At 42.0% G+C, this 24924-nt stretch carries 22 protein-coding genes; 14 read left to right on the top strand and 8 right to left on the bottom strand.

The genetic code is table 11. From position 1 onward, the window contains the following. The first annotated feature begins 60 nt into the window (after window positions 1-60). Window positions 61-741, top strand: a complete 681-nt coding sequence (locus ACROAE_RS12815) for a 7-cyano-7-deazaguanine/7-aminomethyl-7-deazaguanine transporter (RefSeq protein WP_432402315.1) — start codon at window positions 61-63, stop codon at window positions 739-741. 461 nt (window positions 742-1202) lie between these two features. On the opposite strand, the gene ACROAE_RS12810 is transcribed toward ACROAE_RS12815, so the two are convergent. Both ACROAE_RS12810 and ACROAE_RS12805 read right to left on the bottom strand, forming a co-directional pair. Then, window positions 1203-3290 (bottom strand): sensor histidine kinase, encoded by a 2088-nt coding sequence (locus ACROAE_RS12810; RefSeq protein WP_432402415.1) that lies wholly within the window; start codon window positions 3288-3290, stop codon window positions 1203-1205. A 53-nt stretch (window positions 3291-3343) separates the two neighbouring features. Continuing rightward, window positions 3344-4735, bottom strand: coding sequence for a sigma-54-dependent transcriptional regulator (locus ACROAE_RS12805; RefSeq protein ID WP_432402313.1), 1392 nt, complete (start codon window positions 4733-4735; stop codon window positions 3344-3346). A 259-nt stretch (window positions 4736-4994) separates the two neighbouring features. Here ACROAE_RS12805 and ACROAE_RS12800 point away from each other — a divergent pair, with 259 nt between their 5' ends. The 7 genes from ACROAE_RS12800 (at window position 4995) to mutM (ending at window position 11279) form a co-directional block, all read left to right on the top strand. Continuing rightward, window positions 4995-5819 carry a substrate-binding domain-containing protein gene (locus ACROAE_RS12800; protein WP_432402311.1) on the top strand — a complete coding sequence of 275 codons (825 nt, stop codon included), beginning with the start codon at window positions 4995-4997 and terminating at the stop codon, window positions 5817-5819. Then, the gene (locus ACROAE_RS12795; protein ID WP_432402309.1) at window positions 5816-6523 is read left to right on the top strand and encodes an ABC transporter permease; all 708 of its coding nucleotides are present in this window, start codon (window positions 5816-5818) and stop codon (window positions 6521-6523) included. The genes ACROAE_RS12800 and ACROAE_RS12795 overlap by 4 nt, the downstream gene beginning before the upstream one ends. Window position 6524: 1 nt before the next feature. Next, entirely contained in the window at window positions 6525-7277 is a 753-nt protein-coding gene (locus tag ACROAE_RS12790) for an energy-coupling factor ABC transporter ATP-binding protein (RefSeq protein WP_432402307.1), read from the top strand. Next, a complete protein-coding gene (mobA, locus tag ACROAE_RS12785) occupies window positions 7261-7851 on the top strand; it encodes a molybdenum cofactor guanylyltransferase MobA (RefSeq protein ID WP_432402305.1) in 591 nt (196 codons plus the stop codon). The genes ACROAE_RS12790 and mobA overlap by 17 nt, the downstream gene beginning before the upstream one ends. An 18-nt stretch (window positions 7852-7869) precedes the next feature. Continuing rightward, window positions 7870-9684: a bifunctional molybdopterin-guanine dinucleotide biosynthesis adaptor protein MobB/molybdopterin molybdotransferase MoeA gene (locus tag ACROAE_RS12780; RefSeq protein ID WP_432402303.1), complete on the top strand. Its 1815-nt coding sequence runs from the start codon at window positions 7870-7872 to the stop codon at window positions 9682-9684. Between the two features lie 311 nt (window positions 9685-9995). Then, window positions 9996-10454, top strand: coding sequence for a hypothetical protein (locus ACROAE_RS12775; protein ID WP_432402301.1), 459 nt, complete (start codon window positions 9996-9998; stop codon window positions 10452-10454). Between the two features lie 9 nt (window positions 10455-10463). Beyond that, entirely contained in the window at window positions 10464-11279 is an 816-nt protein-coding gene (gene mutM / locus ACROAE_RS12770; RefSeq protein ID WP_432402299.1) for a bifunctional DNA-formamidopyrimidine glycosylase/DNA-(apurinic or apyrimidinic site) lyase, read from the top strand. Between the two features lie 96 nt (window positions 11280-11375). Here mutM and ACROAE_RS12765 read toward each other — a convergent pair whose 3' ends face one another. Next, a complete protein-coding gene (locus ACROAE_RS12765; protein ID WP_432402297.1) occupies window positions 11376-12854 on the bottom strand; it encodes a capsule assembly Wzi family protein in 1479 nt (492 codons plus the stop codon). Window positions 12855-12862: 8 nt separating this feature from the next. Next, window positions 12863-13357: a pantetheine-phosphate adenylyltransferase gene (coaD, locus tag ACROAE_RS12760; RefSeq protein ID WP_432402413.1), complete on the bottom strand. Its 495-nt coding sequence runs from the start codon at window positions 13355-13357 to the stop codon at window positions 12863-12865. Between the two features lie 246 nt (window positions 13358-13603). On the opposite strand from coaD, the gene ACROAE_RS12755 reads away from it, so the two are divergent. From ACROAE_RS12755 to ACROAE_RS12740, 4 genes are all read left to right on the top strand, one after another. After that, a complete protein-coding gene (locus tag ACROAE_RS12755) occupies window positions 13604-13912 on the top strand; it encodes a hypothetical protein (protein WP_432402295.1) in 309 nt (102 codons plus the stop codon). 92 nt (window positions 13913-14004) lie between these two features. After that, window positions 14005-14724, top strand: a complete 720-nt coding sequence (locus tag ACROAE_RS12750; RefSeq protein WP_432402293.1) for a YjbF family lipoprotein — start codon at window positions 14005-14007, stop codon at window positions 14722-14724. Further along, the gene (locus tag ACROAE_RS12745; RefSeq protein ID WP_432402291.1) at window positions 14721-15503 is read left to right on the top strand and encodes a capsule biosynthesis GfcC family protein; all 783 of its coding nucleotides are present in this window, start codon (window positions 14721-14723) and stop codon (window positions 15501-15503) included. Before ACROAE_RS12750 ends, ACROAE_RS12745 begins: the two co-directional genes overlap by 4 nt. Window positions 15504-15505: 2 nt before the next feature. After that, entirely contained in the window at window positions 15506-17695 is a 2190-nt protein-coding gene (locus ACROAE_RS12740; protein ID WP_432402289.1) for a YjbH domain-containing protein, read from the top strand. Window positions 17696-18242: 547 nt separating this feature from the next. Here the strand turns inward: ACROAE_RS12740 and ACROAE_RS12735 are convergent. From ACROAE_RS12735 to ACROAE_RS12725, 3 genes are all read right to left on the bottom strand, one after another. Next, window positions 18243-19403: a capsular biosynthesis protein gene (locus ACROAE_RS12735; RefSeq protein ID WP_432402287.1), complete on the bottom strand. Its 1161-nt coding sequence runs from the start codon at window positions 19401-19403 to the stop codon at window positions 18243-18245. A 279-nt stretch (window positions 19404-19682) separates the two neighbouring features. Further along, complete coding sequence (locus tag ACROAE_RS12730; RefSeq protein WP_432402285.1) at window positions 19683-20741, bottom strand: CDP-glycerol glycerophosphotransferase family protein; 1059 nt, start codon at window positions 20739-20741, stop codon at window positions 19683-19685. 127 nt (window positions 20742-20868) lie between these two features. Then, complete coding sequence (locus ACROAE_RS12725; RefSeq protein ID WP_432402283.1) at window positions 20869-21912, bottom strand: glycosyltransferase family 9 protein; 1044 nt, start codon at window positions 21910-21912, stop codon at window positions 20869-20871. A 109-nt stretch (window positions 21913-22021) separates the two neighbouring features. On the opposite strand from ACROAE_RS12725, the gene ACROAE_RS12720 reads away from it, so the two are divergent. Further along, window positions 22022-22741, top strand: coding sequence for a 3-deoxy-D-manno-octulosonic acid kinase (locus ACROAE_RS12720; protein ID WP_432402281.1), 720 nt, complete (start codon window positions 22022-22024; stop codon window positions 22739-22741). Here ACROAE_RS12720 and waaA read toward each other — a convergent pair. Then, complete coding sequence (gene waaA / locus ACROAE_RS12715) at window positions 22727-24013, bottom strand: lipid IV(A) 3-deoxy-D-manno-octulosonic acid transferase (RefSeq protein WP_432402279.1); 1287 nt, start codon at window positions 24011-24013, stop codon at window positions 22727-22729. The genes ACROAE_RS12720 and waaA overlap by 15 nt on opposite strands. A gap of 130 nt (window positions 24014-24143) precedes the next feature. Here waaA and ACROAE_RS12710 point away from each other — a divergent pair, with 130 nt between their 5' ends. After that, on the top strand, window positions 24144-24800 hold the full coding sequence (locus tag ACROAE_RS12710) for a TetR/AcrR family transcriptional regulator (protein ID WP_432402277.1): 657 nt from the start codon (window positions 24144-24146) through the stop codon (window positions 24798-24800). Window positions 24801-24924 lie beyond the last annotated feature (124 nt).

Raw genomic sequence — 24924 nt, 5'->3', positions numbered from 1 at the left:
TTAACCGTATCAATAGCGGGTTCCCTCACCCCGCGCTAACCCAATTAAAAAGGCCACAATATGTTGCAGTTATCCCAGGCGAAATATCGCCGAGCACTGATGCTATTAGTCAGTTTTCATATCTTAATTATTTGCGCAAGTAACTACCTTGTTCAATTACCTTTTCAGCTGTTTAGCTACCACACTACGTGGGGCGCATTTAGTTTTCCCTTTGTGTATTTAGCCACTGACTTAACCGTGAGAATTTTTGGTCAGCAAGCTGCCAGAAATATTATTCTCAAAGCCATGATCCCTGCATTATTGGTGTCATATTTGGTGGGCGTGTTATTTCATCAAGGTCAGCTACAAGCATTTTCAGCGTTAGCAGAATGGAACAGCTTTGTATTCAGAATTGCCTTTGCCAGCTTTGTAGCGTATCTGATTGGCCAGTTGATGGATATCACGGTATTTGCTAAGTTACGCCGAGCAAAAGCATGGTGGGTTGCTCCTGCGGCATCGACCTTAATCGGTAATCTAGTCGATACGTTAGTCTTCTTTAGTGTGGCTTTCTACGCATCTAGCGACACGTTTATGGCTACCCATTGGCCCGAAATCGCTACGGTAGATTATGGCTTTAAATTAATCGTCAGTTTAGGCTTATTCTTACCAGCTTATGGCGTGTTACTCAAAGTGCTTCAAGACAAGATTTTGTTCGACAGCCCTATCAATAACGAAAACGTCATTATTGAAGCGAATAAATAATCTGAACTCGAAATAGTCACACATCAAGCTTAGTAGTTGGGATTGCTAAGCTTGATGATTAAATCCCACCCCATCAATTCACATCAAAGCTCAAAGTTCAAAGTTCAAATTAGTCGACTTAAATAAGATGCAAACTAGACATTGAACATGAGTAAACAGCCCTCTGCTACTAAAATCACCCAAACATCGATTCGATTAACGAGATGTCCCCATAATTAAGGCTATTGATTCTGTTAATGATGACAATGTAAAGATGATCATTTTATCGTTTAATGACTTGCAAACACAAATGAGAATGATTACTATTAATGTGCGTTCCAAAACTCAGTTTACTCAATAGAGACTTCATCACCTTTAAACAGTCTACTGAGCTCGCAAGCACGACATTGCTCACACACTCTTTGTGGCCGGGAATTATTCCCGGCTTTTTTTTGCCTGATTTTTAGCATTTATCATTTATATTATATTTTATCGCCAAATTGTAAACCATCGTATGGTCCAAGTTGTTGATCATCTTTTGCTTTATGATACAAACCAATCGTAAAGACGGTACCGACATTAAGCGTTGATTTAACTTCAATGGTACCGCCAAGACGTTTAATAATGCCATAACTTAATGATAAACCTAAGCCTGTACCGTCTTTACGGGTGGTATAAAATGGATCGAATATGCGGCTTAAATCCTCTTTCGAAATACCAACGCCCTCATCTTCAACTTCAATTTTCACCCCAATACTCTGGTCATCTTCAATCCAATCATACGCTCTCACCCAAATGCGACCATTAACCTTAATAGCGTGGGCCGCATTAACCATTAAATTGATCAACACTTGCAATAGTTGTGGTCGATTAACCTCTACCAGTGTGCTGGCGGTTAACTCTTTCACCAATTCCACTTTTTGTTGCTCAATGGAGTGACGCGCCAATAACAGCACTTCTTCTACAATAGGCGTAATCGCTTGAGACTCGATTGGCGCATTAAATTCCCCTGGGCGACTGTATTGTAATAAGCTGCGGATAATCGTGGTGATGCGTCCTACCTGCTGAATAACTAACTCAATTTCTTCTTCGACGACCTTTGCACCATCGCCAAGCTCATATTTTAATAGCTCCATATTGCCCAAAATCACCGCGGTGGGATTATTGATTTCATGAGCTATACCGGCAATCAACTCACCTAATGCGCTGAGTTTTTCATTGGTAACCAATTGCTGGCGAGTGGCATGTAATAAGGCGACGTTTCGTTCAAGCTCTTCTGTTTTATCCTGTAAGCTGCGAGTTCGTTGTTCAACTTTGATTTCGAGTTGCTCTGCTGCAGCTTGAATTTGTGTATTGCGTCGCTGTAATTGGTCGAGCATACGATCAAACTGCTCTGCTAATTGTGCTAATTCGTTATCGCTGGTTAAGTCCAGTTTACCAATGCGGATATTGCGCCCCGATTGCACAGCGGTCACAACCTGGTGAATATATTCAATGGGCTGCAATAAACTATTTGCGCCGCGATACACCAAAAAGCCAGACAGAAATAACACGATCACCAAAATGGTGCCGAGCTCAATAATGTTTAATAAGTAGTTATGTAAAAATGGCGCTTCAGAAAATCCGGCGTAAACCATGCCAACACGTTTACCGCGAATATCATACAAGGGTGAATAGCCCGATATATACCATTCGTTCAATACAAAGGCTCGGTTAATCCAGTTTTCGCCTTCGATTAACACTTGCTGATACACTTCGTCTGATACTAAAGTGCCAATGGCTCTATTTTGTTTGCTCAGATCACTTGGAAACTGTTCGAAAGGCACATTGGTACTAATACGGATATTATCTAAAAATAGTGTCACGGTGCCAATTGAGCGCTCAGGTAACGTCCCCTCACCATAAACCAAGTCCCGAATATGGTCGACAATCAACGTGTTACGATTAAGCAGTACACCACCGTCAATATACCAAAACACATTACCAGACCGGTCGGCTACAGGCATTAGTGTGCGACTTAATAACCCGCGACTTTCCGATTTTTTAGGCGGTTCTGCCGCATGCCTAGTGGCAACAAGCTCAATTTCAGCTTGCTCTGCAAGGGCCAAATTGATCCGCGCGAGTCGAGTGCCGGGCAAAACCATTAGTCCTGATATTGCATGCTGTTGTGTTTGGTGCAGCATTATCCGTAAATCAGGATCGGCGGCGGCATCTGCAAGACTAATGAGACGTAAAAAGTCTAAGCCTAGCGTTTGTTGTTGTTGGGCCAATAAGATATTGAGTGCATTAATCGCGGCGGCATTAGGTTGAGAGTCACTGTGATTAAGCAACTGAAAAGCATGTTGAAAATCCCACGATCCGCTAATGGTACTAAGCTGATGTTGTTGTCGTTGCTGCACCTGTTCCAAGGTACTTTCGGCTACAACAAGATCGGCTTTAACCTTCATAAACAATTGGTTGCCTGTATATATCACGTTCCAATAAATCGTGATAAAAACTAAGCTCACCAGGGTTAATAAGATCGGCAATAAGGTTAGAAATAAAATGCGATAGCGCACCTTTGACTGCATCTGTAGCCAACTAATGCCAAATACTCGAGTGAATAAACCCGATTTTTTAGCCACTACGGCGTTACTCCATCACAGTCATCGTCGTGATGAGCCCACTCTTTGTATTTACGGTCGAGTGTTTTACGCGATACCCCTAAATCTCGTGCTGCTGCTGACTTATTACCATTATGAGCATCAACGACCTGAGTAACATGCTGCTTTTCGACTTCTTTTAGAGGCCATTCAAGCGGGTAACCCATAGCTTCAGGTATCACGGTCACAACAGGCTTTTTCCAATATTCTGCAGGGGGTTTTCCCAATAAAATACAACGTTCAATCATATTGCGTAACTCACGGATATTACCTGGCCAATCATATTGCTGAAGAACCTGCAGGTCTTCATGGCTCCAAATAATATCTTTTATGCCCAGTTCTTGTGATAGCTGCAAGGTAAAGAAATGAGTTAATTCAACGACATCTTCAGGGCGAGAGCGCAAAGAAGGGATCACAATATTGAGTACATTTAGACGGTAAAATAAGTCTCGACGAAAACGCCCCGCTTCGACTTCATCAATCAATAAACGATTGGTTGCGGCAACCACTCGCACATCAATATCGATTTCTTTTTCACTGCCCACGGGTCTAATCGATCGCTCTTCGAGCACACGCAATAATGCAGTTTGCATGTTCATTGGCATTTCGCCAATTTCATCTAAAAAAATGGTCCCACCAGAGGCATAACTAAACAGGCCTTCACGATTGCCTTTAGCACCCGTAAATGCTCCTGCTGTATGGCCAAATAACTCACTGGCCAATAATTCTGGGGCGATAGCACCACAGTTAACAGGCACAAAAGCACCACTGCGGCCACTGAGTTGATGTAATTGCCTTGCAACGAGCTCTTTACCCGTGCCAGATTCTCCTTCAATCAATACCACAGCATTGGTGGGAGCAATACGTTCAATGACTTGTTTAACATCACGGATAGCTTCGCTGTTACCGATAATAGTTGATGACTGCCCATGGGCCAATTCGCGCCTTAGCATAAAGTTTTCGCGTTTTAACAAGCGCTTTTCAATGCAGCGATCAACTGCGGTCATCATTTGTTCAAGGTGAAATGGCTTCATAATAAAGTCAGAAGCACCTGCCCGTAACGCTTTAATCGCCACATCCATATCGGCATAACCCGTCATAAAAATAATGTCGGATTGTCTTTCGCGATCGTTTAATGCTTCATGCCACTCAATGCCAGAACGATCAGGGAGTCTAATGTCGACAATGAGTAAATCAAAATGACCTTGGCTACGGAGCGTTTCTGCTTGAGCGATGGTGGATGCGGTTTCAACTAGGGCGAATTTTTTGGCTAAGGCTTTCATCAAAAAACTGCGCATGCCTGGCTCGTCATCTACGATTAATACCGACATTGTGGTTTGGGCTGCAGGGGTAATCTGTTCGTCTGGACTCATAAATGGACTCTTATTAGGACATTTTGACACGCTTTGAACTTACTCTACCATTGAATCGAAATGACAGGGTCACTATGAACCACAGAAAAGTGATCGTGGGACAATTTGTCTATCATAATTACTTCAAGCTTGGGATCAAGTTCACAATTTCGATTTCAGGCGTGAACTGTATTTGCATTAAAATCATTTGGCATTTAACTTGCTTATGGCTTTGGTAATTAAGAAAAAAATCTGGTCATTAATACTACAAGGAATGGAAATGTTAAAACTTAAAGCAAGTGTCAGCATGTTATTAGCCGCAGCGGTTTTTAGTGGCGCAATGTTCAGCCCAATCGCGTTAGCAGGTGAAGTGATTAAACTCGCCACAACAACCAGTACTGAAAACTCTGGCTTATTAGGGGCTATTTTACCTAAGTTTGAAGCTGAATCTGGCTACAGCGTACAAGTTATTGCGACAGGGACAGGTCAGGCATTAAAGCTAGGCAGCCAGGGTGATGTTGATGTAGTAATGACCCACGCGCCAGAAGCTGAAGCTAAATTTGTTGCCGATGGTTATGGTGTTGAGCCCCGCGGTATTATGGAAAACGATTTTATTATTCTTGGGCCTAAAGATGATCCCGCAGCGGCAAAATCAAGCAAAGATGCAACGGAAGCATTTAGTAAAATTGCGGCTAAACCAAGTCAGTTTATCTCTCGTGGGGATAACTCAGGCACCCACATGAAGGAGCTTGAAATTTGGCAAGCTGCTGGCGTAACACCTGACTTTGCCGGTTATACTTCAGTAGGCCAAGGCATGGGTAAAACCTTGTTAATGGCAAATGAATTACAAGCTTATACGTTAGCAGACCGTGGTACTTTTATTGCTTATAAAGCTAAACTTGATTTAACCATTAGTTTTGAAGGCGGCGCAGCATTAGCCAACCCTTACCAAGTCATATTAATTAACGCAGAAAAGTATCCAGATCTTAATCATAAAGGTGCAAAAGCGTTCAGTGATTGGCTAATTAGCCCAGCGACACAAACTATGATTAATGAATTCACAGTGCAAGGAGAGCAATTGTTCAAGGCAACATATAAAAAATGAGTGACGGCTGGTTAGCCCTATTGCAGCAAGCATTTAGCTTGCTGCTCTCTTTTGACCCAGATGTTTGGGCGATTATTAATATCTCTTTCTCGGTGTCCTTTGCGGCGCTGCTGATCACGATTATTCCCTCGATTATCTTAGGGTTTATTCTGGCATTCAGCCATTTCCGTGGCCGCTGGGTGGTAACCAACCTCATTCAAACTTTGCAATCGATTCCAACGGTTGTCATTGGGCTATTGGTTTATTTATTGCTGACTCGCCAAGGGGTGCTCGGTGATTTAAAGTGGTTGTTTACCCAACAAGGTATGATTTTAGGACAAATGTTAATTTGCGCACCGGTGATGGTTGCACTTTCACAAGCGGCGTTTTCGAGCGTAGATCGTCGCGCCTGGGAAACATCACGTACGCTAGGTGCATCATGGTTACGCGCGGTATGGACATTGTGTCGAGAACTGCGAGTACCACTGCTTTTGGCCATTATTGCCGCCTTTAGTCGCATTCTTACTGAGGTTGGCTGTTCAATGATGGTGGGAGGGAACATTATGAATGTCACACGCAATATTCCTACCGCTATCGCACTGGAAACCAGTAAGGGTGATTTTGCTCAAGCCATTGCATTAGGATTAGTATTATTAATTTTAGCCTTGGTACTAAACTTCATCTTAGGTTCATTGCGAGGTAAAGCCCTCCCAAGGAGTCATTAAGATGGCCTTATTAAATAGCTTATCCACCAGCAACCCGGTACAGATCCATGCTCAGAATGTGCTGATGAAGTTTCAAAAAAACACCTTGTTTAGCGTGGATGAACTGAATTTTAAACAAGGCGATGTGATCTATTTGCAGGGCGATAATGGCTCTGGAAAATCAACCCTAATGAAAATTCTTGCGGGCTTGATTAAGCCAACCGAGGGTGTGGTTTTGGGCCATGGCTTTACGCCTAAACCCTGGTGGCAGGCAGACAGCTTATTAGGCAAAGCGGTGTATTTACATCAACACCCTTATTTGTTTGACGGGTCAGTAAAATACAATTTAACTTATGCACTAAATCAGTTGAAATTAACGCCAAGCGAGCGTAGCAGCAGAATTAAGCAAGCCATTAATATGGCTCAACTGAACGACTTATTAACTCACCATGCGAGTGATTTATCTGGCGGTGAACGCCAACGACTTGCGATTGCCAGAGCGTGGATTACCCAACCCAAACTACTCATGCTCGATGAACCTATTTCGAATATGGATAAACATTCGCAACGTTTAGTGCTGGCGATGATAAATCAATTAAAACAAGACGGCACAGGCCTGTTAATCAGTAGCCACCAAACTTGCGGCCTCACAGCCCTATGCCAACAGCATTGGCATATTAAGCAACGTACCATTCATACCAGCATGCATGTTCCTACAGCAGAGACAGTGCATCAGACTAATACAACGGAATTACATTATGGCACCACAAATTGACGCAGTAATTTTAGCGGGCGGCATGGCAAGACGAATGGGCGGTAACGATAAAGGCTTAGTCGATCTTAACGGCCAAGCAATGATTTGCCATACCATTGACAAGCTCAGCAATCAGGTTGATCGCATTATGATTAATGCCAACCGCAACCAAACTCAATATGAACAATGGGGTTATCGCGTTTTTAGTGATCAAGACAGCGGCTACCTAGGTCCATTAGCTGGCATGGTCACGGCGTTAAAACAAACTCAAGCAGAGTATTTGTTGGTGGTGCCTTGTGATTGCCCGATGTTACCAGACGATTTAGCATCGCGATTATTAGCCGCTCTTATCAAGCAAAATGCCGATATTGCTGTTGCGAGCGATGGTGAACGTGAACAGCCGGTCGTGCTCTTGCTTAAACCCTATTTAGCCGAGTCTATGCAGGCGTTTTTGGATGCCGGTGAGCGTAAAATTGATTTTTGGTATCGCCAACATCAAGTGGCAGTAGAGAGCTTTGCCGATCAGCCCAATGCTTTTGTTAACGTCAATACACCAGAACAAAAACAGCAACTCGCCCAGCAAATTGCCAAGTAATTTATTAAGAGGTCCACGATGACAGTAGTCTTTAGTAACCCATTACCTATTCCCGTTTTAGGGTTTTGTGCATACAGCGGCACCGGTAAAACAACCCTGTTAACCCAGCTTATTCCTGAACTCAATCAACGCGGTATTCGTTTAGCCGTTATCAAACATGCACATCATAATTTTGATGTTGATATTCCTGGTAAAGACAGCTTTGAGATGCGAAAAGCGGGTGCCAAACAAGTATTGGTCGCTTCTCATGTGCGCTGGGCATTAATGACTGAAGATCCTGTCGAGGACGATCCTCAACTACAACATTTGCTGCGCCAAATTGAAGCTGACAAAGTCGATATTGTATTAGTCGAAGGCTTTAAAAAATTAGCATTACCCAAAATTGAATTACACCGTGCTGCTCACAATAAACCATTTATTCATGTGCATGACGAAAATATTGTCGCTATCGCTTGTTGCGAAGACACCCAGGTGCCAGACACCTTGACGCGATTAGATTTAAACAATGTGCAGCAAATTGCTGATTTTGTTCAGCACTACCAACAACATTGGCAGGCTCCTCCCGTTAAATTACCCATTTGTTTTGACGCCGAAGCGTTACGAGACCAACCAGAGTCTGAATATGGTATTAGCGTCTCGCAAGGTATTAGTAAAGTATTAAGCCAAGTGAAAGCGACTAGCCAAACAGAACTGGTTGAACTTATTGATATTGATAACCGCATTCTTGCTCACGACATTATTTCAGAAATTAATGTGCCGCAACAAACCAACTCAGCCATGGACGGTTATGCTTTTGCATTTGACAGTGTGTCGACTGCGCCACTTAAGATTGTGGCAGAAGTGCTTGCTGGGCATAACTACCCAAATTTCCTCCATTCTGGTGAAGCAGTACGCATTATGACTGGGGCAACCGTGCCACAAGGTGCCGACACCATTCAAGCACGCGAGTTAGCTGAAGAAAACGGCCAAAAGGTCACCCTACTTGAGACTGAATACATCGTCAAAGGCCAGCATGTAAGACTTGCCGGTGAAGACATAGCCCAAGGTGAAGTGGCACTATCTGCAGGTTGCAGATTAGGCGCTGCAGAACTGGGCTTAATGGCATCATTGGGTTTTAATCGTTTGCCTCTTTTTAAGCGGCCCGTGATTGCGGTGTTCTCAACAGGTGATGAAGTGAGTCAACCCGGTGATGAGCTAAAGCCCAACTGTATTTTTGATGCTAATCGCTACACCATTTTGTCGATGGCGAAGAAACTCGGTTGTCAGGTGATTGACCTTGGGATTATCGACGATAACGAACAAACCCTAACCAACACATTACGCGACGCCGCGACAAAAGCGGATATTGTCATTAGCTCAGGCGGTGTGTCAGTAGGCAATGCTGATTACATCAAAATGGCACTTGCCAATGTTGGCAACACCCATTTTTGGCGTATCAATATGCGCCCAGGTCGCCCGCTCGCGGTAGGTAAAATCAATCAAAGTCTATTTTTTGGTTTACCAGGCAACCCCGTTGCTGTGATGGTGTCTTTTATGCAATTTGTCCAACCCGCTATTCGTAAATTAGCCGGTGAAAATAATTGGCAACCTCAGTTTATTCCTGCCATTGCAGACCACGCTTTACGCAGTAAAACAGGCAGAACGGAGTTTTTACGTGGCGTTTATAGTATCGGCAGTGACGGACAAATACATGTCAGTACCACTGGTGCACAGGGCTCAGGAATGTTGAATTCGATGGTGAATGCTAACTGCCTTATTGTCATCGCTGACGACACTGCAACTATTCCTGCCGGTGATAGGGTATTTATTCAGCCTTTTGCCGACTTGCTTTAAATATGATTCATTTTAAATAATTTGAATTAAGAAAACAGCATCTCGACATTCACGATCCGCGCAATGATTGTCGAGGCGCTTAATTGTTTAACGTTCATATTATTGCCTCGATGACCTAATCTGCCATCTCTCGGCCCACGCTATTGCTATCTTCATTCTCGGGTAATCTACATCCCAACCTCTTTCGTATAGTTATACCAACCATGTTGGTTAATCCGCTTAAGTCTTGCATCGCTAGATTCGTTTTTTATCGCGTGGGTGATAAACTAAAAAATCAGCATACCGCTGCATCTAATGAAAAGGACTCTTTTATGGCGCTTTCTCGAAAAAATTGGAATTACATTATTATCGGTGCCAGTGTCTTTATGATCGCGGTGTTATCATTTATTGATGACAAAACCGCTAATCTTCCCGATGACGCTGTGGCGCTGTTCGACCCGCAACTGCCGTTAGTGCAACTGCATCTCGATGACATATGGCTAAGTAAAAAAGAAGATAAGTGGTGGTGTCATGAGCAGGTCCTTAACTGTCAACAATGGGCCCAAGCGTGGCAAAATATTAGTGTGTCGCCATTAACAGCTCAACCAGAGCATGGCACCAATGAACAAACGCTGACTATCGCGATAAGCAATATTCACACCGCACAGCAATGGCGTTATTTCCCCGACGATGGCTTATTGCAGTCATCAAATAAAAATTGGTACAAAATACCACCAAGCTTACGCGCTGATTTACAGCCAGTGCTTGCTGAAATGCTTCAATCAAAATAATGAGTTTTTATGCCTGAATTACCAGAAGTTGAAGTCACCCGCCAAGGGATCAGCCCGTTCCTTATTGAACAAACTGTCAGTGAGTTGATTATACGTAATGGTTCACTACGCTGGCCGGTGCCGGATGTTGCGCAAAACATTGTCGGCCAACGTATTAACAACGTTCGTCGTCGTGCTAAATATTTATTAATCGATACCAATGCAGGCATGACCATCGTCCACTTAGGCATGTCAGGGAGTTTGCGTATTTTACCGCGTAACACGCCTGCTGAAAAACATGACCATATTGACCTAGTGTTAGATAATGGCCGCATGCTACGTTTTAATGACCCTAGGCGTTTTGGCGCCTGGTTATGGTACGAATTACCCGAAGAAGCCCACCCATTATTGTCAAAACTGGGCCCAGAACCATTAAGTACAGACTTTACCCCGCAGCAGTTACAAGCCGCATTAAAAGGCAAAAAGAAAGCCATTAAACAGTGCTTAATGGATAATCACATTGTGGTGGGCGCTGGGAATATCTATGCCAACGAAGCCTTGTTTGCCGCGGGTATTCACCCTCAAGCCGAAGCGGGCAGCATTGATATCGAACGATTAACGGTGCTAGTCAGTGAAGTGAAACAAATTTTAGCCCATGCCATAAAGCAAGGTGGCACCACCCTAAAAGACTTTACTAACGCTGATGGAAAACCAGGTTACTTTGCGCAAAAGCTACATGTCTATGGCCGCGGCGGCGAAACCTGCACCCATTGCGGTAATTTATTGAGTGAAATCAAACTAGGCCAACGTACCACGGTATTTTGCGGTATATGCCAGCAGCGATAACGCGACAATTAAAAATAATTTATTTAACTATATAAAGGGAGCCAATTTGGCTCCCTGATGTATTCTGCTATTTAACCTGATTTGATGAGGTTCAATTTAAAATCGATACTCAAAAGTAGAAAACACTGTCGCCTGCGTATCGTCATCTTGTACTTCAAACTCAGAGTTAGCTACGCTGCCACCCAAGGTCAACATGCCATTAAACATAGGCATACGATAAGACAACTCAAGCATCAATAAATCTTCTTTTAATGGCTGTAGAGCCCATTCACTAACACGATTAGTGCCATCTTTATTTAGCTGGGCATATCGCAATATAGAGGTAAAACCATGACTGTTTTCAAACTGCCCAATTAAACCAAGAACATAGGTTTGTGCATCACTATCATAGGTGCTGCCATAGGTACGGCCATAATAACGTGAACCACTTTGGTACGTTGAGTGTTCATAAAAACAGTTATATTCAGATCTCGCATCACAATTGACCATAGTGTCGGAATATTCAAAAAACACTTTATATTGCTGTTTTGAAAAATTAAATCGCGAGTCGACACCAAACATCTGTCCGCAATCAGACATACTCGAAGCGTTTGAAGCATTTTCGCAGGTTTGCTCTACATATAAACCGACAGGAATACCAAACCAGTCATCGCTATAACGCACATCAAAACCTGTCATTTGATTGGTATTACTGCTGCAATCAGTGGAATTACATTCTTGTGGGTCAGTAATAGCATCAAAAGCACTGTCCACATCGCACTCTTGCCCTTCACCGCAAAACATCGCGGTCCACGATACGCCGACTTCAAGCTGCTTTAATGGCTTTATCGCACTGCGAAATGACCATAGTAACGCATTGGGTGCATCGCGTTCTTGTTCTGTGAGACTGACCCCAGCGGTCAATGTCCAGGTACCTAACCAAGAAAGCAAAGGTGTTTCAAATGCTTGAGGATTATTACGACTTATCATCAACGAAGACATTGGCCTTGCATTTGTCGACATGTGCAAAGAAGAGTCAAACCCCGGGCCCCACCACTGCGCAACAGTACCAAATGTGGTCACCCAATTACCTAAAATTACCGCGATATAGTTATCGTCAAAACGAAAGTCTTTATCGTCATTCGGATGGTAATTTGCTGACGCTGATAGTTTATAAGCAAGATTTTGGCCCAAATACTCATGCGAGCCTTGTATTTGGCCTTTTTCTCGATAATCAGAACCAAAATGCTGAAAACGAGCCGCATCAGTTGCCGCAGCTACTTTGACACGCGTATTGCCTCGATTATTCACTGCTGCTTGATAGTAAAAATTAACCCGAGCGTAAGCATCAATTAATGCTTTACTCAATAACGATGGCTCAGCTCGCGCTAAATCAACCCCAATACCAGACCACATTAATGGGTATGTATTAATAGGAGACGTTATTACCCCGGCATCTGCAAGCGCTTGTATATCTGCACGTAAGTAAATATCACTGGTATCGACCCAGGGTGCCGCTTGCGCTACAGAGCATAATAAAGCCGAGCTTAACCCCAATGAAATCGCTAACTTACTCAAGTAAAATCCCTTTAACATCAATCGAGTTATCCTTTCTTTGTTGCATTGATTTTTTGCTTCAATGCTGCGGCAACGTGTGGGTGAACAAATTGGCTCACATCGCCGCCATGAAGAGCAACCTCTTTAACCAAAGTAGACGATATAAACGAATTCTCTTCTGCTGGGGTTAAAAAAACACTTTCGAGATCGGGGCTTAAACGGCGATTCATATTGGCTAACTGAAATTCGTATTCAAAATCAGATACTGCACGTAATCCACGCACTAATACACTTGCATGCTGCTCTTTAGCAAAATCAACCAGAAGCCCAGTAAACCCAACGACTTCAACATTATCTAAATGAGCAGTGACAAGGTTGACCTGAGCAACGCGTTCCTCAAGCGTAAAACGCGGTTGTTTAGACGGGTTTGAGGCAATACCAATAATAACGTGCTTAAATAAACGCGCTGCACGCTCAATTAAATCTGCATGACCATTAGTCACGGGATCAAACGTACCTGGGTAAATTGCTCTTCTATGCATCATTCAACGCCATAATGTGGGTGTTAGGGTTGCTGATATTTTAACAGCTCATGCCAGCCCAACACACGTGTAATTGATAATTAATTAAACTGTTTTTGTAAAAAAACTGAAAATCGTGTAAATTAGCAACTCGATCAAGCTGAATATTTATTAAGCATTTGTGTCGAATTATATATGGAAGTGAATCGATTATATGCTAATCTTCCATTTAGGTGTGTTTGAATAATTTACGGGAATACTTTGAATATGAAAAAATCAGCTATCGCGTTAACTACTGCTTTATTAATGATCGGTTCAGCTTATGCAGCAGAACCTACTGATACAACTACAACGTCTACAACTGGTAGTGCTACTGGCGGTGCTACTGGTGGTGCAATTGGTGGTGTTACTGCTGGTGTTGCAGCTGTAGCTGGATCAGTTATTGTGGCAGTTGCTACAACAGCTGCAAACGACAGCAACTCTGAAGACGGTTCAGGTACTGGTACTGGTACTGGTACAACTACAACTAGTACAGGTACTGGCACAGGCACGACTACGACTTCAGTAACAAACTAATTCGTAAGCCTGTTAAAAAAGCACATTTTTTAATGTGCTTTTTTATTTTCTTTTTTTTGTCATAAAGCCAAAGCTTAAGGAACTGAGCTCGTATGCATTCCATTTTTCAAAAAAAAAGTCTACTCCCTTTGCTTTTCTTCTTCATCTTAACAGGCTGTAGCAACACCTTCGTACAGATTGGTGGCATGCTTAAAGAAAGCGTCGTAGGTTTCCCTGATGATAATGTCACTGTTGCCGAAATAGAACAAAGTCCTTATGCCAGCATCCACGTCAGAATCAATAACACAAATAGATCATATATCGTACTTGCATATGCTGAAGCCCCACAAACACTGCCATTAACCCGCATTGATTCTAAAAATATTGAGCTTAAATGGCTCTCAGCTGACAAAGGTTTGTTAGTGACTCGTAATGGTCGTTTATTGAAATCAGTAAATTTATTTGTTGGTAATCGCCTTAACATTAACAGCGAACAAACTGATCCTGTCGCTTTAGGCTTGCATCTAAGTAGTACACCAATGCAATGGAAAAGTACGGTAGATTGGCAACCTGGTTATCATATCAATTATCAACAGCACTCCACCTTTAGTTTTGTTAGTGATGAAACGCTCACTATCAATGATAAAACCGTAACGCTTAAAAAATTCAATGAGCATGTTGTCGTCGCTAATCTCGATATCGAATATGACAACCAATTTTGGGTTGATGAATCGACGGGTAACGTGATCAAAAGTTATCAAAAAATTGCCCCGAACTTACCTTATATCGAAATGACCCTTCTTAAGCCTTATGGATTTGAGGACGTGAAATGAAGCCGCTAATTCAACTCTTTTTAGCTTTAATGCTATTAATTTGTAATTTACCACTTAGTTATGCCGAAACTGAAGTCACTGTTACTCAATCGGTATACAGTAACTCAACCGCATCATTAACATATGTTAGCCCACCACGCTTAGTACAAGTCATTCAAGATAGCTTATCAAATGCGCAGCTTTCTTCTGCACAATCGAATCCTTTACCCATTTATTGGCTAGGAGCGGGTTTGTACGATGCCAGTTCAGAAGCGGCGTTGCTAACACAGCGACAACAGATACTTAATGCCCTTAAAACACAATATAGTGATATGGGTAAGCCAGATCATATTCAGGCATTAAAAACACTAGCGACATGGATTGCAAATAACCAATTTCTTCAACGTGAGTTTATTCCACTTGATTATGATGTGATTCGATTAAAAGAAGAACTGAACCCATTGTTACAGGGAAAATACTTACTCACGCTTCCAGGTAAACCTCAATATGTGATGGTCTTAGGCGCCGTGACTCAAAATGGCTCACAACCCTTCGTGGTGAGACAAAATGCTTCTCAATATATTGAGAATGCGATGCCATTAAATGCATCACAAAATAGCTATGCCTGGCTGATTCAGCCAGATGGGCAAGTAGAAAAATATCCTATTGCTTATTGGAACCAACAACATATCGATATTGCACCTGGGGCGATTATCTATCTTGATTTTGACGGTGTTAGGAATAACGAGCCAGAGTTAAACCAACAAATTCTTGAACTTATAAGACATTGGATACGTTAACCATGAATCAAGCAAAACAATCTGTCTTTTCTGTTTTAGCCATTTCATTCATGGTGAGCGGAATAGCTATCAGTACCACAGCGCACAGCGATGAATTATCAACGCCAAAACTGACACCTTCACAATATGATTTCGGTGGCGTGGGCCTCATTCAAATGCCGACGGGTAGAATGGCAGCTGAAGGCGAGTTTAGTGTCAGCGGAACCTTTAACGAAGATTATTATCACGGTGCATTATCACTGCAGTTATTTCCCTGGTTAGAAACCACTATTCGCTATACCCAAGTCCCCGATGTGCTCTACAGCAATGATCCTGAATTTAGCGGTGATACCTATTACACCGACAAAGGCATTGATGTAAAACTGCGCTTATTAGAAGAAAGCTACTGGCTCCCAGAAACCTCTATCGGCGTTCGCGACATCGGCGGTACCGGTTTATTTGATAGCGAATATATTGCTATGACTAAAGGCTTTGGCCCTTTTGATGCGACTGTAGGCTTCGGTTGGGGTTATATCGGCAACCGAGGTAATGTCACTGATACCAACAAACAATCATCGGTAGATTGCAATCGAAATACAGGCTACAAGGGTAAAGGTGGCAATGTTGACTTTGAACGTTGGTTTAAAGGCTGTAGTGCCATTTTTGCCGGTATTGAGTATCAAACACCCTGGGATCCATTGCGTCTAAAAGTGGAATATGATGGTAATGATTACAAGTCTGATTTTGCTGCATTACGCACGGGTAATGAACTAACACAAGACAGTCCTATCAACTATGGGATGCTATACCGTGTCAGTAATTGGGGCGATTTTAAACTCAGTTATGAGCGTGGCAATACCTGGACGCTCGGTTTTAGTCTGGCGACTAACTTTAATACCTTAAAATCAAACTGGCGCGACACCCCAAAGCAACAGATTGAAAAGAAGCCCGATTTAGCCGACCGCAAAGTCAATTTACCGGAGCTTAACAAGCAATTAGCCTTTGATGCAGGCTACAAAGGCGCCAAAATCTACATCAAAAATGATGAGGTTACCGTTGTTGCGACGCAAACGAAATACCGTGATAGAAAATATGCTCACGATCATGCAGGGCGAATTTTAGTTAATTATTTCCCACAAGCAAAAACCTTCAAAATAATTGAAGTTGCGGGGCATTTACCAACCACTGAAACCCACATTGATGCAAAACAGTTTACCAATGCGGTACAACATAACTACATCAATGCAAAAGTAACAGACAGTACAACAGTTGTAGAACCGACATTACCCACTGAAACACCTGATTGGGACACGCCTAACCAGTGGAATTATGGTTTTGCACCAAAGATAGTTCAATCTTTTGGTGGTTCGGAAAACTTTTACTTATTTAATGTTGGCATCAATGGCGGCGCGAGTCGCTGGCTGACTGAGAATATTGAAGTTAGTAGTTCAGTCTACATCAACCTGTTTGATAACTACGATCAGTTTAAATATCAAACACCACCTGATGGTACCGATCTTAAACGAGTTAGAACGCTAGTAAGACAGTATGTTTCTGATACACCGGTACGTGTTGATAACTTGCAGTTAACCTGGCTCGATAAACTCAGTGAAAATATCTACGCGCAAGCTTATGTGGGCTATCTCGAAATGATGTTTGGTGGTGTGGGTGGTGAAGTACTCTATCGCCCAATGAACGGCGAATGGGCTTTTGGTGTTGACGCAAACTACGTCAAACAACGCGACCCTGACAATGTATTTGGTTTTTTTAATAAAGAAATAAACTTTGATGCTGAATCTGGGAGTGAGTATCGAGCTCAAACCGGTACGTTTACCGGCCACGCCAGTGTTTATTATCAACCAAGCTGGTTCGATGATGTGTTGCTTAAAGTCAGTTACGGTCAGTATTTAGCGGAAGATCGTGGTGTGACTGTCGATTTATCTAAACAATTCGATAGCGGCGTAATCGTGGGTGCATTTGCATCTAAAACGAACTTGTCTGCCGATCAATTTGGCGAAGGCAGCTTTACTAAAGGATTCTATATTTCAGTTCCTTTCGATGCGATTTTACCTACACCAGTATCAAATCGTGGCAGCCTAGCGTGGCAACCATTAACCCGAGATGGCGGTCAAAAACTGGGTCGCAAATTTGAGCTTTATGGTGGCACAGATGCTAGAACGCCTTGGTTGAATAAACCAAGTACCGTGAAATAACCTACGTTTACACTTCATAATAAAAAGGCAGAACTTTTACGTTCTGCCTTTTTTATATCTTTTCTGAATCATCGTTTCTTGTCAATAATACCAATCAGGATAAATAAGTGTTCAGAGATTGCGCAGGAAAAGTTGCTTAGAATAAGGCAGAAATTGCAGTGAGTTAGTTGTTCTACCTTCAAAATTTCTAACGACGTTATAAGCGATTTTAACCAGTAAGAATGATCACATTTTTGTGCTGATTGGTATAACTAAGACTTATCGTATTTCTCAATATAATCCACGATTCTCTCCGATGCCAAGCCGTCAGTAGGCGCACTTTATGAGTCACAAAAAATCCGCTGGTAACCTTTGGTAGCAAAATAACCAGATAGAAACGAGGTGACCAAGCATTAAGTGTATAAGGATAAATTATCACAACGACAAAAATTACAAACGCTTAGTATGAGTATTAACGTCTAGACAGTTACACAAAATTAGTTACAGTCTCTAATTACAGGCTCACAAGCTCCCGCACTACGGTGCTCTAGCTAACCAAAACTACTATTCAAAAAATATCTTGATATTTAGCAAATTCATCACTACCAGTAAAACGAGCTTCAATTGCTTTAATATGCTTGTCTTCAGTATGTTTCCAAACCCCAGGAATAGAATATACATGCTCAATAAACTTAAAAAACTTACTACGCAGTTGCAAATTCGGTTCCCAGCCTTGTATTACAGCTTTAATATTTTCACTTAGCTGCTCAGGGTTATTTGCATTCTTAACTAGACCTTCTATGTTGTAACAGGCTTGTCCTAGTGTTAAAACAGACTTACTAAGCAATAGAGCTTCTAAACCTACTGTTGAGTTGATAGTAACCACGGCCTCAGCACATTGAATTAAATCGCAGGTTTTATTTCCATTGGCAAATGTCGCAATTGAATCTTTATTATAAAGATGGGAGTAATGTTTGTGCCATGACGGGTGTTCTTTGAACACCACTTTTAAAGAAGGATCATTCAAGCTTTTAACAGCTTTAAGCACTTCATCATAAAACATTTCCATTGAGTCTATCCAAGGAGAAAAACTTGCTATTTGCGTATCGTGAGGCACCTGAAAAGGCGCAAAAATATAACGTTCTGGTATTTTTGTTGAATCAAACGCACAACGTTTTTTATGGTCTTCTCTTGGGATGATTTCAGGCTCAGAAAACTCTAAAAGATTTTGCGGATCAAAATTAAGATAAAAAGATGGATCACGACTCAACGACGCATTAAAATTAATACCACGAGGGTCTAAGCTACTCGTGCCTGGCAACAATCCATTTTCGTAATAAAACTGCTTTATTCCTAATGATTTTGCAACCATAGCGACAGTGATATTAGGCAGCTTATTACCATTCCAAATTACAATACACTCGGGCTTAACTTCATTTAATAGAGCTAAATACTTGGCATACCTTAGACGTTCAATTAAAACCAGCAAAAAACGATACGCTGCACTAACAGCAGCATTCGCCCAAATAGGACTGCGTGCTCTTTTACGTATTAACTGCGATTTTACAACACCATCAAAATCAACATTAAAGGCATTCTTCAAATAGTTAACTGCGGTAAATTTAGGCAACCCCATTATATGTAATTGGCAATCCATTGACACTTTTTTGATAATTTTTTTATAGTATTTTGCATGAACATTTTTGCGGGATATGAATAAATAAGCCATATAAGTTGTGTTTACCCATTGTTGTTTTTATATAATAATGTTGTTTTTATATAAAAATGTTGTTTTTATATAATAATATTATGTGGACAAAGGTATAAAAGCAAGGTTCAAAAAACGTTCACGACCTCATCCTGATATAATGTCAATCACGCTATGTATCAAAACTAAAACGAAAAATCACATCTAAAACTGATAAATAATAAACTAAAAATTATATTAAGATGATAGAACACCACAAATTATGGCATTCTATCAATTCGATTAAAGTAAACTACTCTATTATAACTTCCAATAACCTAATATTTTTCTCATCTTTAGGTTCCTGATGATATTTAATGGCTTACGCTTTAATCCCGCTAAACCATTGTCGATTAACTTATCTGTTTCAGCCAATACTCGCTCACTAGAGCGACCATCACGATTTGGGTGTATACGATCGCAATATCGTTGAATTTCTTCAAGTAGTTCTGGTGGCTTACTCAAAGCGTTTTCAATAGCGGGCTCTAGTTCATCAACATCACTCACGTTCAGAAGATGTGGCCAATTAGTCTTATTATTAAAAGTAACCACAGGCTTGCCTTGCAGAAGAAACATAATAAGCACTGAAGATGTATCACATAACATAACATCAGCTTCTTTTAACAGAGGCAGCACATTGTCAGTTTCAATAAAGGATAAATTATCACTCTCTAACAGCTTGTACTTGTTAACAATCTCTTGGTTCATTTTAGGATGAAACTGAACGATCCACCTCCAGCGCCCATCTTGAGCCATCTGTTTCACTTTGTCGAAAACAATAGGTGCACATGTAAATCGTGGTGAAAAAGTCGAGCAGAAAAGAATTACCGGTCGCTCATCATTTTTGATCAGCACTGAGGTGTCTGTATCATTTTCAAATAATGGATCGAGCGTTGGCCAACCCGTTTCGACGACATTAAAAGTACCATGTTTATTAGCTAATATTTCAAATGGCAATGTAGAGTCAGGGCCTTGAGTACAATATAGATCAAAACAATTACGAATATTAAAATGATCACTTCGCCCTAAACTATCAACTTTTCCAGAATCAAAACCATGAAACACTCCAACTTTTACCCCTGGAATAAAACTAGGTACCACATTGCCCGGCACAAATACCGCATGCGGCTGCCATTGAATCGTATCTTCTATCGTCAATAATCGATGCTCTGTAGGTTTAAGAAACTTGTCAGCAACTTGATCTCCCATTAGAAACCATCTCACCTCATCCCCACGCGCTAAAATGATCTTTTGCAATGGTCTTAATATCGCGTAAGAATAATTTTGTGAAATGTAGAATAAATAGCGTTTCTTACTCATATAAACTGTTTCCCTTCCACAATACTTAAGCACGATACGCAGAGTATGTTGGTTTTTTAATAAAAATGAATATCACAGCAAAGCAAATGTAACTCTATCAACCGTTACCTTGACTGAGTGTTAATCGCTAACTCATGCCATGATCAGCCATGAGTTTTTTCATGTTTTTTATCACATCATCAGCCTCTATCATCGCCATTAAATGCTCACCCTTTGCGCGAGTTCCCCATTTTACCTCGGCAGAAAACTGCTTTGCGATAACTTGTGGGTAAACACTCACAGTATATTGACGAAAATGATAAGGCCCCGTTCGTCCGGGGTTAGAATGAGCATATAAGCCTATTACAGGAGTACCTTGAGTCACCGCCATATGCAATGGTCCGGTATCTGGCGCTAGTACCAAGCTTGCTTGTTTTAACACGGCTAATAATTGGGTTAAGGTTGTTTTGCCCACTTGATTGTCGAAAGCGTGCTGACTATGCGACTGAATAACATCAGCGAGGTTTTTCTCTAACACAGTGGGACCACCGCATAACATGACTTTGAACCCTTGCGATATGGCATAATCAGCGGCGGCAGCATAACGCTCAGGTAACCAGTTGCGCTCTGCTTTACTGGCGGCAGCGCAAATCACCAATACTTTGTCACCACCAATCAGCTGGGCAGCAAAATCACTATCACTTTGCGGTACAGGAATATTCCAGCTTGGGGTTAAGTCTGTCACACCAATAGCCTTAGCAAAGCCCATAAAACCATCTAATACATGTGGTTCAGCGATAGCTTCAACAGCATGGTTGGTCACTAACCATTGGCCTTCTTTAGCCCGCGCTTTATCAAATCCGACCCGAATACGCGCCTTAATCATCAATGACGCTATTGTCGCCCGCAATGCCACTTGCATATGCAACAACACATCAAATTGTTGACCTTTTAAATCACTGCGTAGCTGTGCATAACTGCGCCAACCTTTGGATTTATCGAAAATAACAAACTCGATACCCGGTAAATGCTTAAGCAATTGATACTCAACTTTGCCGATCACCCATGTGATAGCTAAATCTGGATAATGCTTTTGAATTGCTTGAACCATCGCCACGGCATGACACACATCGCCTATAGCAGACAAACGCAGTAAACATAATGAACGTATCGAACTAAAGTCAGCTTTCATTGAATATCCAATATGCGTCAGTGAAAAAGATGGAAGGAATGCAAGTGAGTGATCTTAAGGTATAATGTTATTTCGATCCACAATCAAGCCCGTGCTATTTGATAATTAGATGCAAATAAAAACTACCCAGCAAGGCCATATCGCCTGGTGCGAACCCAGTGCCGCTACCCTAACGCCGCAAGATTTCTCTGTGGATGTTTGGCAAACCAAAGCCGCAGTTGTAGGCCAGTCTAAAGGTCGCTATACCACTTGGTTTGTCAAAACGGACTCATCACAAACCTGGGTGTTACGCCATTATTGGCGCGGCGGATTGGTAGGTAAATTTAACCGCGACAGTTATCTATACACCGGCCTTAAGCAAACTCGTGCAATGGCGGAATTAGCGATTCTAGAAACGCTTTACCAAGAAGGCTTTGCGGTACCGAGGCCCATCGCCGCCCATGTTGCACGTTCAGGTTTATGCTACAACGCCGACATTATTATTGAGCATGTTGCTGGCGCTAAAGATTTAGTGGCCTATTTAAGTCAACAGCCTATGGATGAGCAACAATGGTATGCACTTGGCCAAACAATTGCTAAGTTTCACTTACGTGGCGTGTATCATGCCGACCTTAATGCCAAAAATATCTTATTAGCACATGAGCAATTTTATTTAATCGATTTTGACCGCGGCGAGTTACGTCAACCCAACGCAAGCTGGCAACAAGCTAACCTAGACAGATTATTACGCTCATTTAATAAAGAGCAAGGTAAGCTACCTAGCCTGGCGTTTTCACAGCAATGTTGGCAACTGCTACTTGATGGTTACCGGAGTCTACACCCTATTTAAATCATTAAATGACTGCCAAAGTGAATCGATAAACGAAAATTGTTTCGCCAACGCACCTCGGTTTTGCGTCACCACCGCTAACGCGGCTGTCGATGCTTGTTGGTATTGATTGTCGTTATTCCACTTAGCCGCTAATACTTGAGCAAGATCGTCAGCTCCGGCAACACACTGCAACCCACCTGCATTGGCAAGTAACTCAGTAATTTCAGCAAAATTCCAATGATTAGGGCCAACGTATACAGGTAAGCCCATCGCTGCGGGTTCTAGCGGATTATGCCCACCGCCCTCAATTAATGTGCCCCCTACAAAAGCTTGATCGGCTGCGCCATAGAGCATTAATAATTCCCCCATGGTATCGCCGAGTAGCACTTGAGTATCAATACTGACGTCATCATTCATACTACGACGGGCCAGCTTAAAACCGGCTTGAGTAATGGTAATGGCCGCTAAATTAAATTGTTCTGGATGACGAGGCGCCATAATCAGTAATGCATCAGGAAAACTGACTAACAGCTGTTTATGCGCAGCTAAAATGGCATCAAACTCACCGGGGTGAATGCTGCCAGCAACCCAAATAGGTTTATCTGTACGCTGCCATTGGTTTCGAGTTTCTATCGCCTGCTGTTTTTTATCGGGGTCAATTGTTAAGTCAAACTTAAGGCTGCCACAAACGTGTATTTTTTGCGCTTGAACGCCCAAGGCAATAAAACGTTCAGACTCAGCCTGCGTTTGCACCAGTATTACATCTAACAGCATTAACATCGGGGCCGATAAACGTGGTTTACTGGCATACTTGGCTGCCGATTTTTGTGACAAACGTGCATTCGCTAATATCAGTGACGCGCCCTGTTTTTTGGCAAAATAGAGTAAGTTAGGCCATAACTCTGTCTCCATAACAATCATATGTTTAGGCTGTATTTGGCGTAAAAAACGCTTAACTGCGTATGCAAAATCAAAAGGTAAATAACAATGTTGCACAGAGTCCCCAAAGGCTTTTACTACTTCTGCAGAGCCTGTTGGGCTGGTTGTGGTCACGGTAAAGGTATATTGCGGATATTGCGCCATGAGCCTTCTTATCAACGGAATGGCCGCTAAGGTTTCCCCCATCGATACGCTATGCACTAACACATCCGTTGGCTTTAATTTGGCAAAACCAAAGCGCTCAGACCATCGACGACGATAATCTGGACTTTTAATCGCTCGAAAAGCCAAATACATGACAACCAGAGGAAATAGAAGATACAAAAAGAAAGAATAAATGGTACGGTTCATAACAGGAGAGTCATCGATTTTTGCTTGTCAGATAAACACAATGTTAACATACTCATATTGAGTCGGCTTAATGAAATGTTATCGCTGTAATAAGCCAATACCCTAAGCTAATAATGAATATGGAAATCATATGAAAACCCGCGACAAGATCGTTTTTGCCAGTCTAGAACTGTTTAACGAACACGGTGAACGTAGTATTACCACCAACCACATCGCCGCTCACTTAGGCATTAGTCCGGGTAACTTGTATTATCACTTTCGCAATAAAGAAGACATTATCAACTCAATCTTCGCCCTATACGAAAGTCACTTAGAGTCGGGCTTTAAAGCCTATGATGATGTGCCCATTACTATCGAATTATTAATGGGTTACTTTGACGCCATGTTTTATACTTTGTGGCAGTTCCGCTTTATGTACGCCAACTTAGCCGATATTTTAAGTCGCGATGATGCGCTCAAAAAACGTTACCTACATGCACAACAACAAGTGCTCAATCGCTCGAGTGATATTTTGCGTAAGCTGAAAAAAGACGGCTTTCTTGATGTTGACGACAACAAAGTGACCGCACTAGCTGACACCATAAAAATGATGGTGAGTTTTTGGATTAGCTATCAGCTAACCCAATCGAGCACATCGAGTATCACTAAAGCAACCTTGTATGACGGCCTATTACGGGTGTTGATGATATTCCAGGCTTATGAAACGCCAGCATCGTCGGCAACGTTTAGCCGATTAGAACAACATTATCTCGACATCGCCAGCCAAGAGCGCCATCAAGCCGCGTAATAAACGTTGACGTGCAAGCAATACATTTTACGCGCATGGCAATGCCTTTCAATCCGCCAATATCCGACTACAATTGTGCTCTGATATGTGCGGATTTTCTTTGCGCTACTCGCAGCAATAAAAC

This window comes from Shewanella sp. MF05960 (assembly GCF_050849305.1).
Classification (GTDB): Bacteria; Pseudomonadota; Gammaproteobacteria; order Enterobacterales; family Shewanellaceae; genus Shewanella.
The sequence above is the reverse complement of the archived record's forward strand: the minus strand, read 5'-3'. Positions and strand labels throughout refer to the sequence as shown.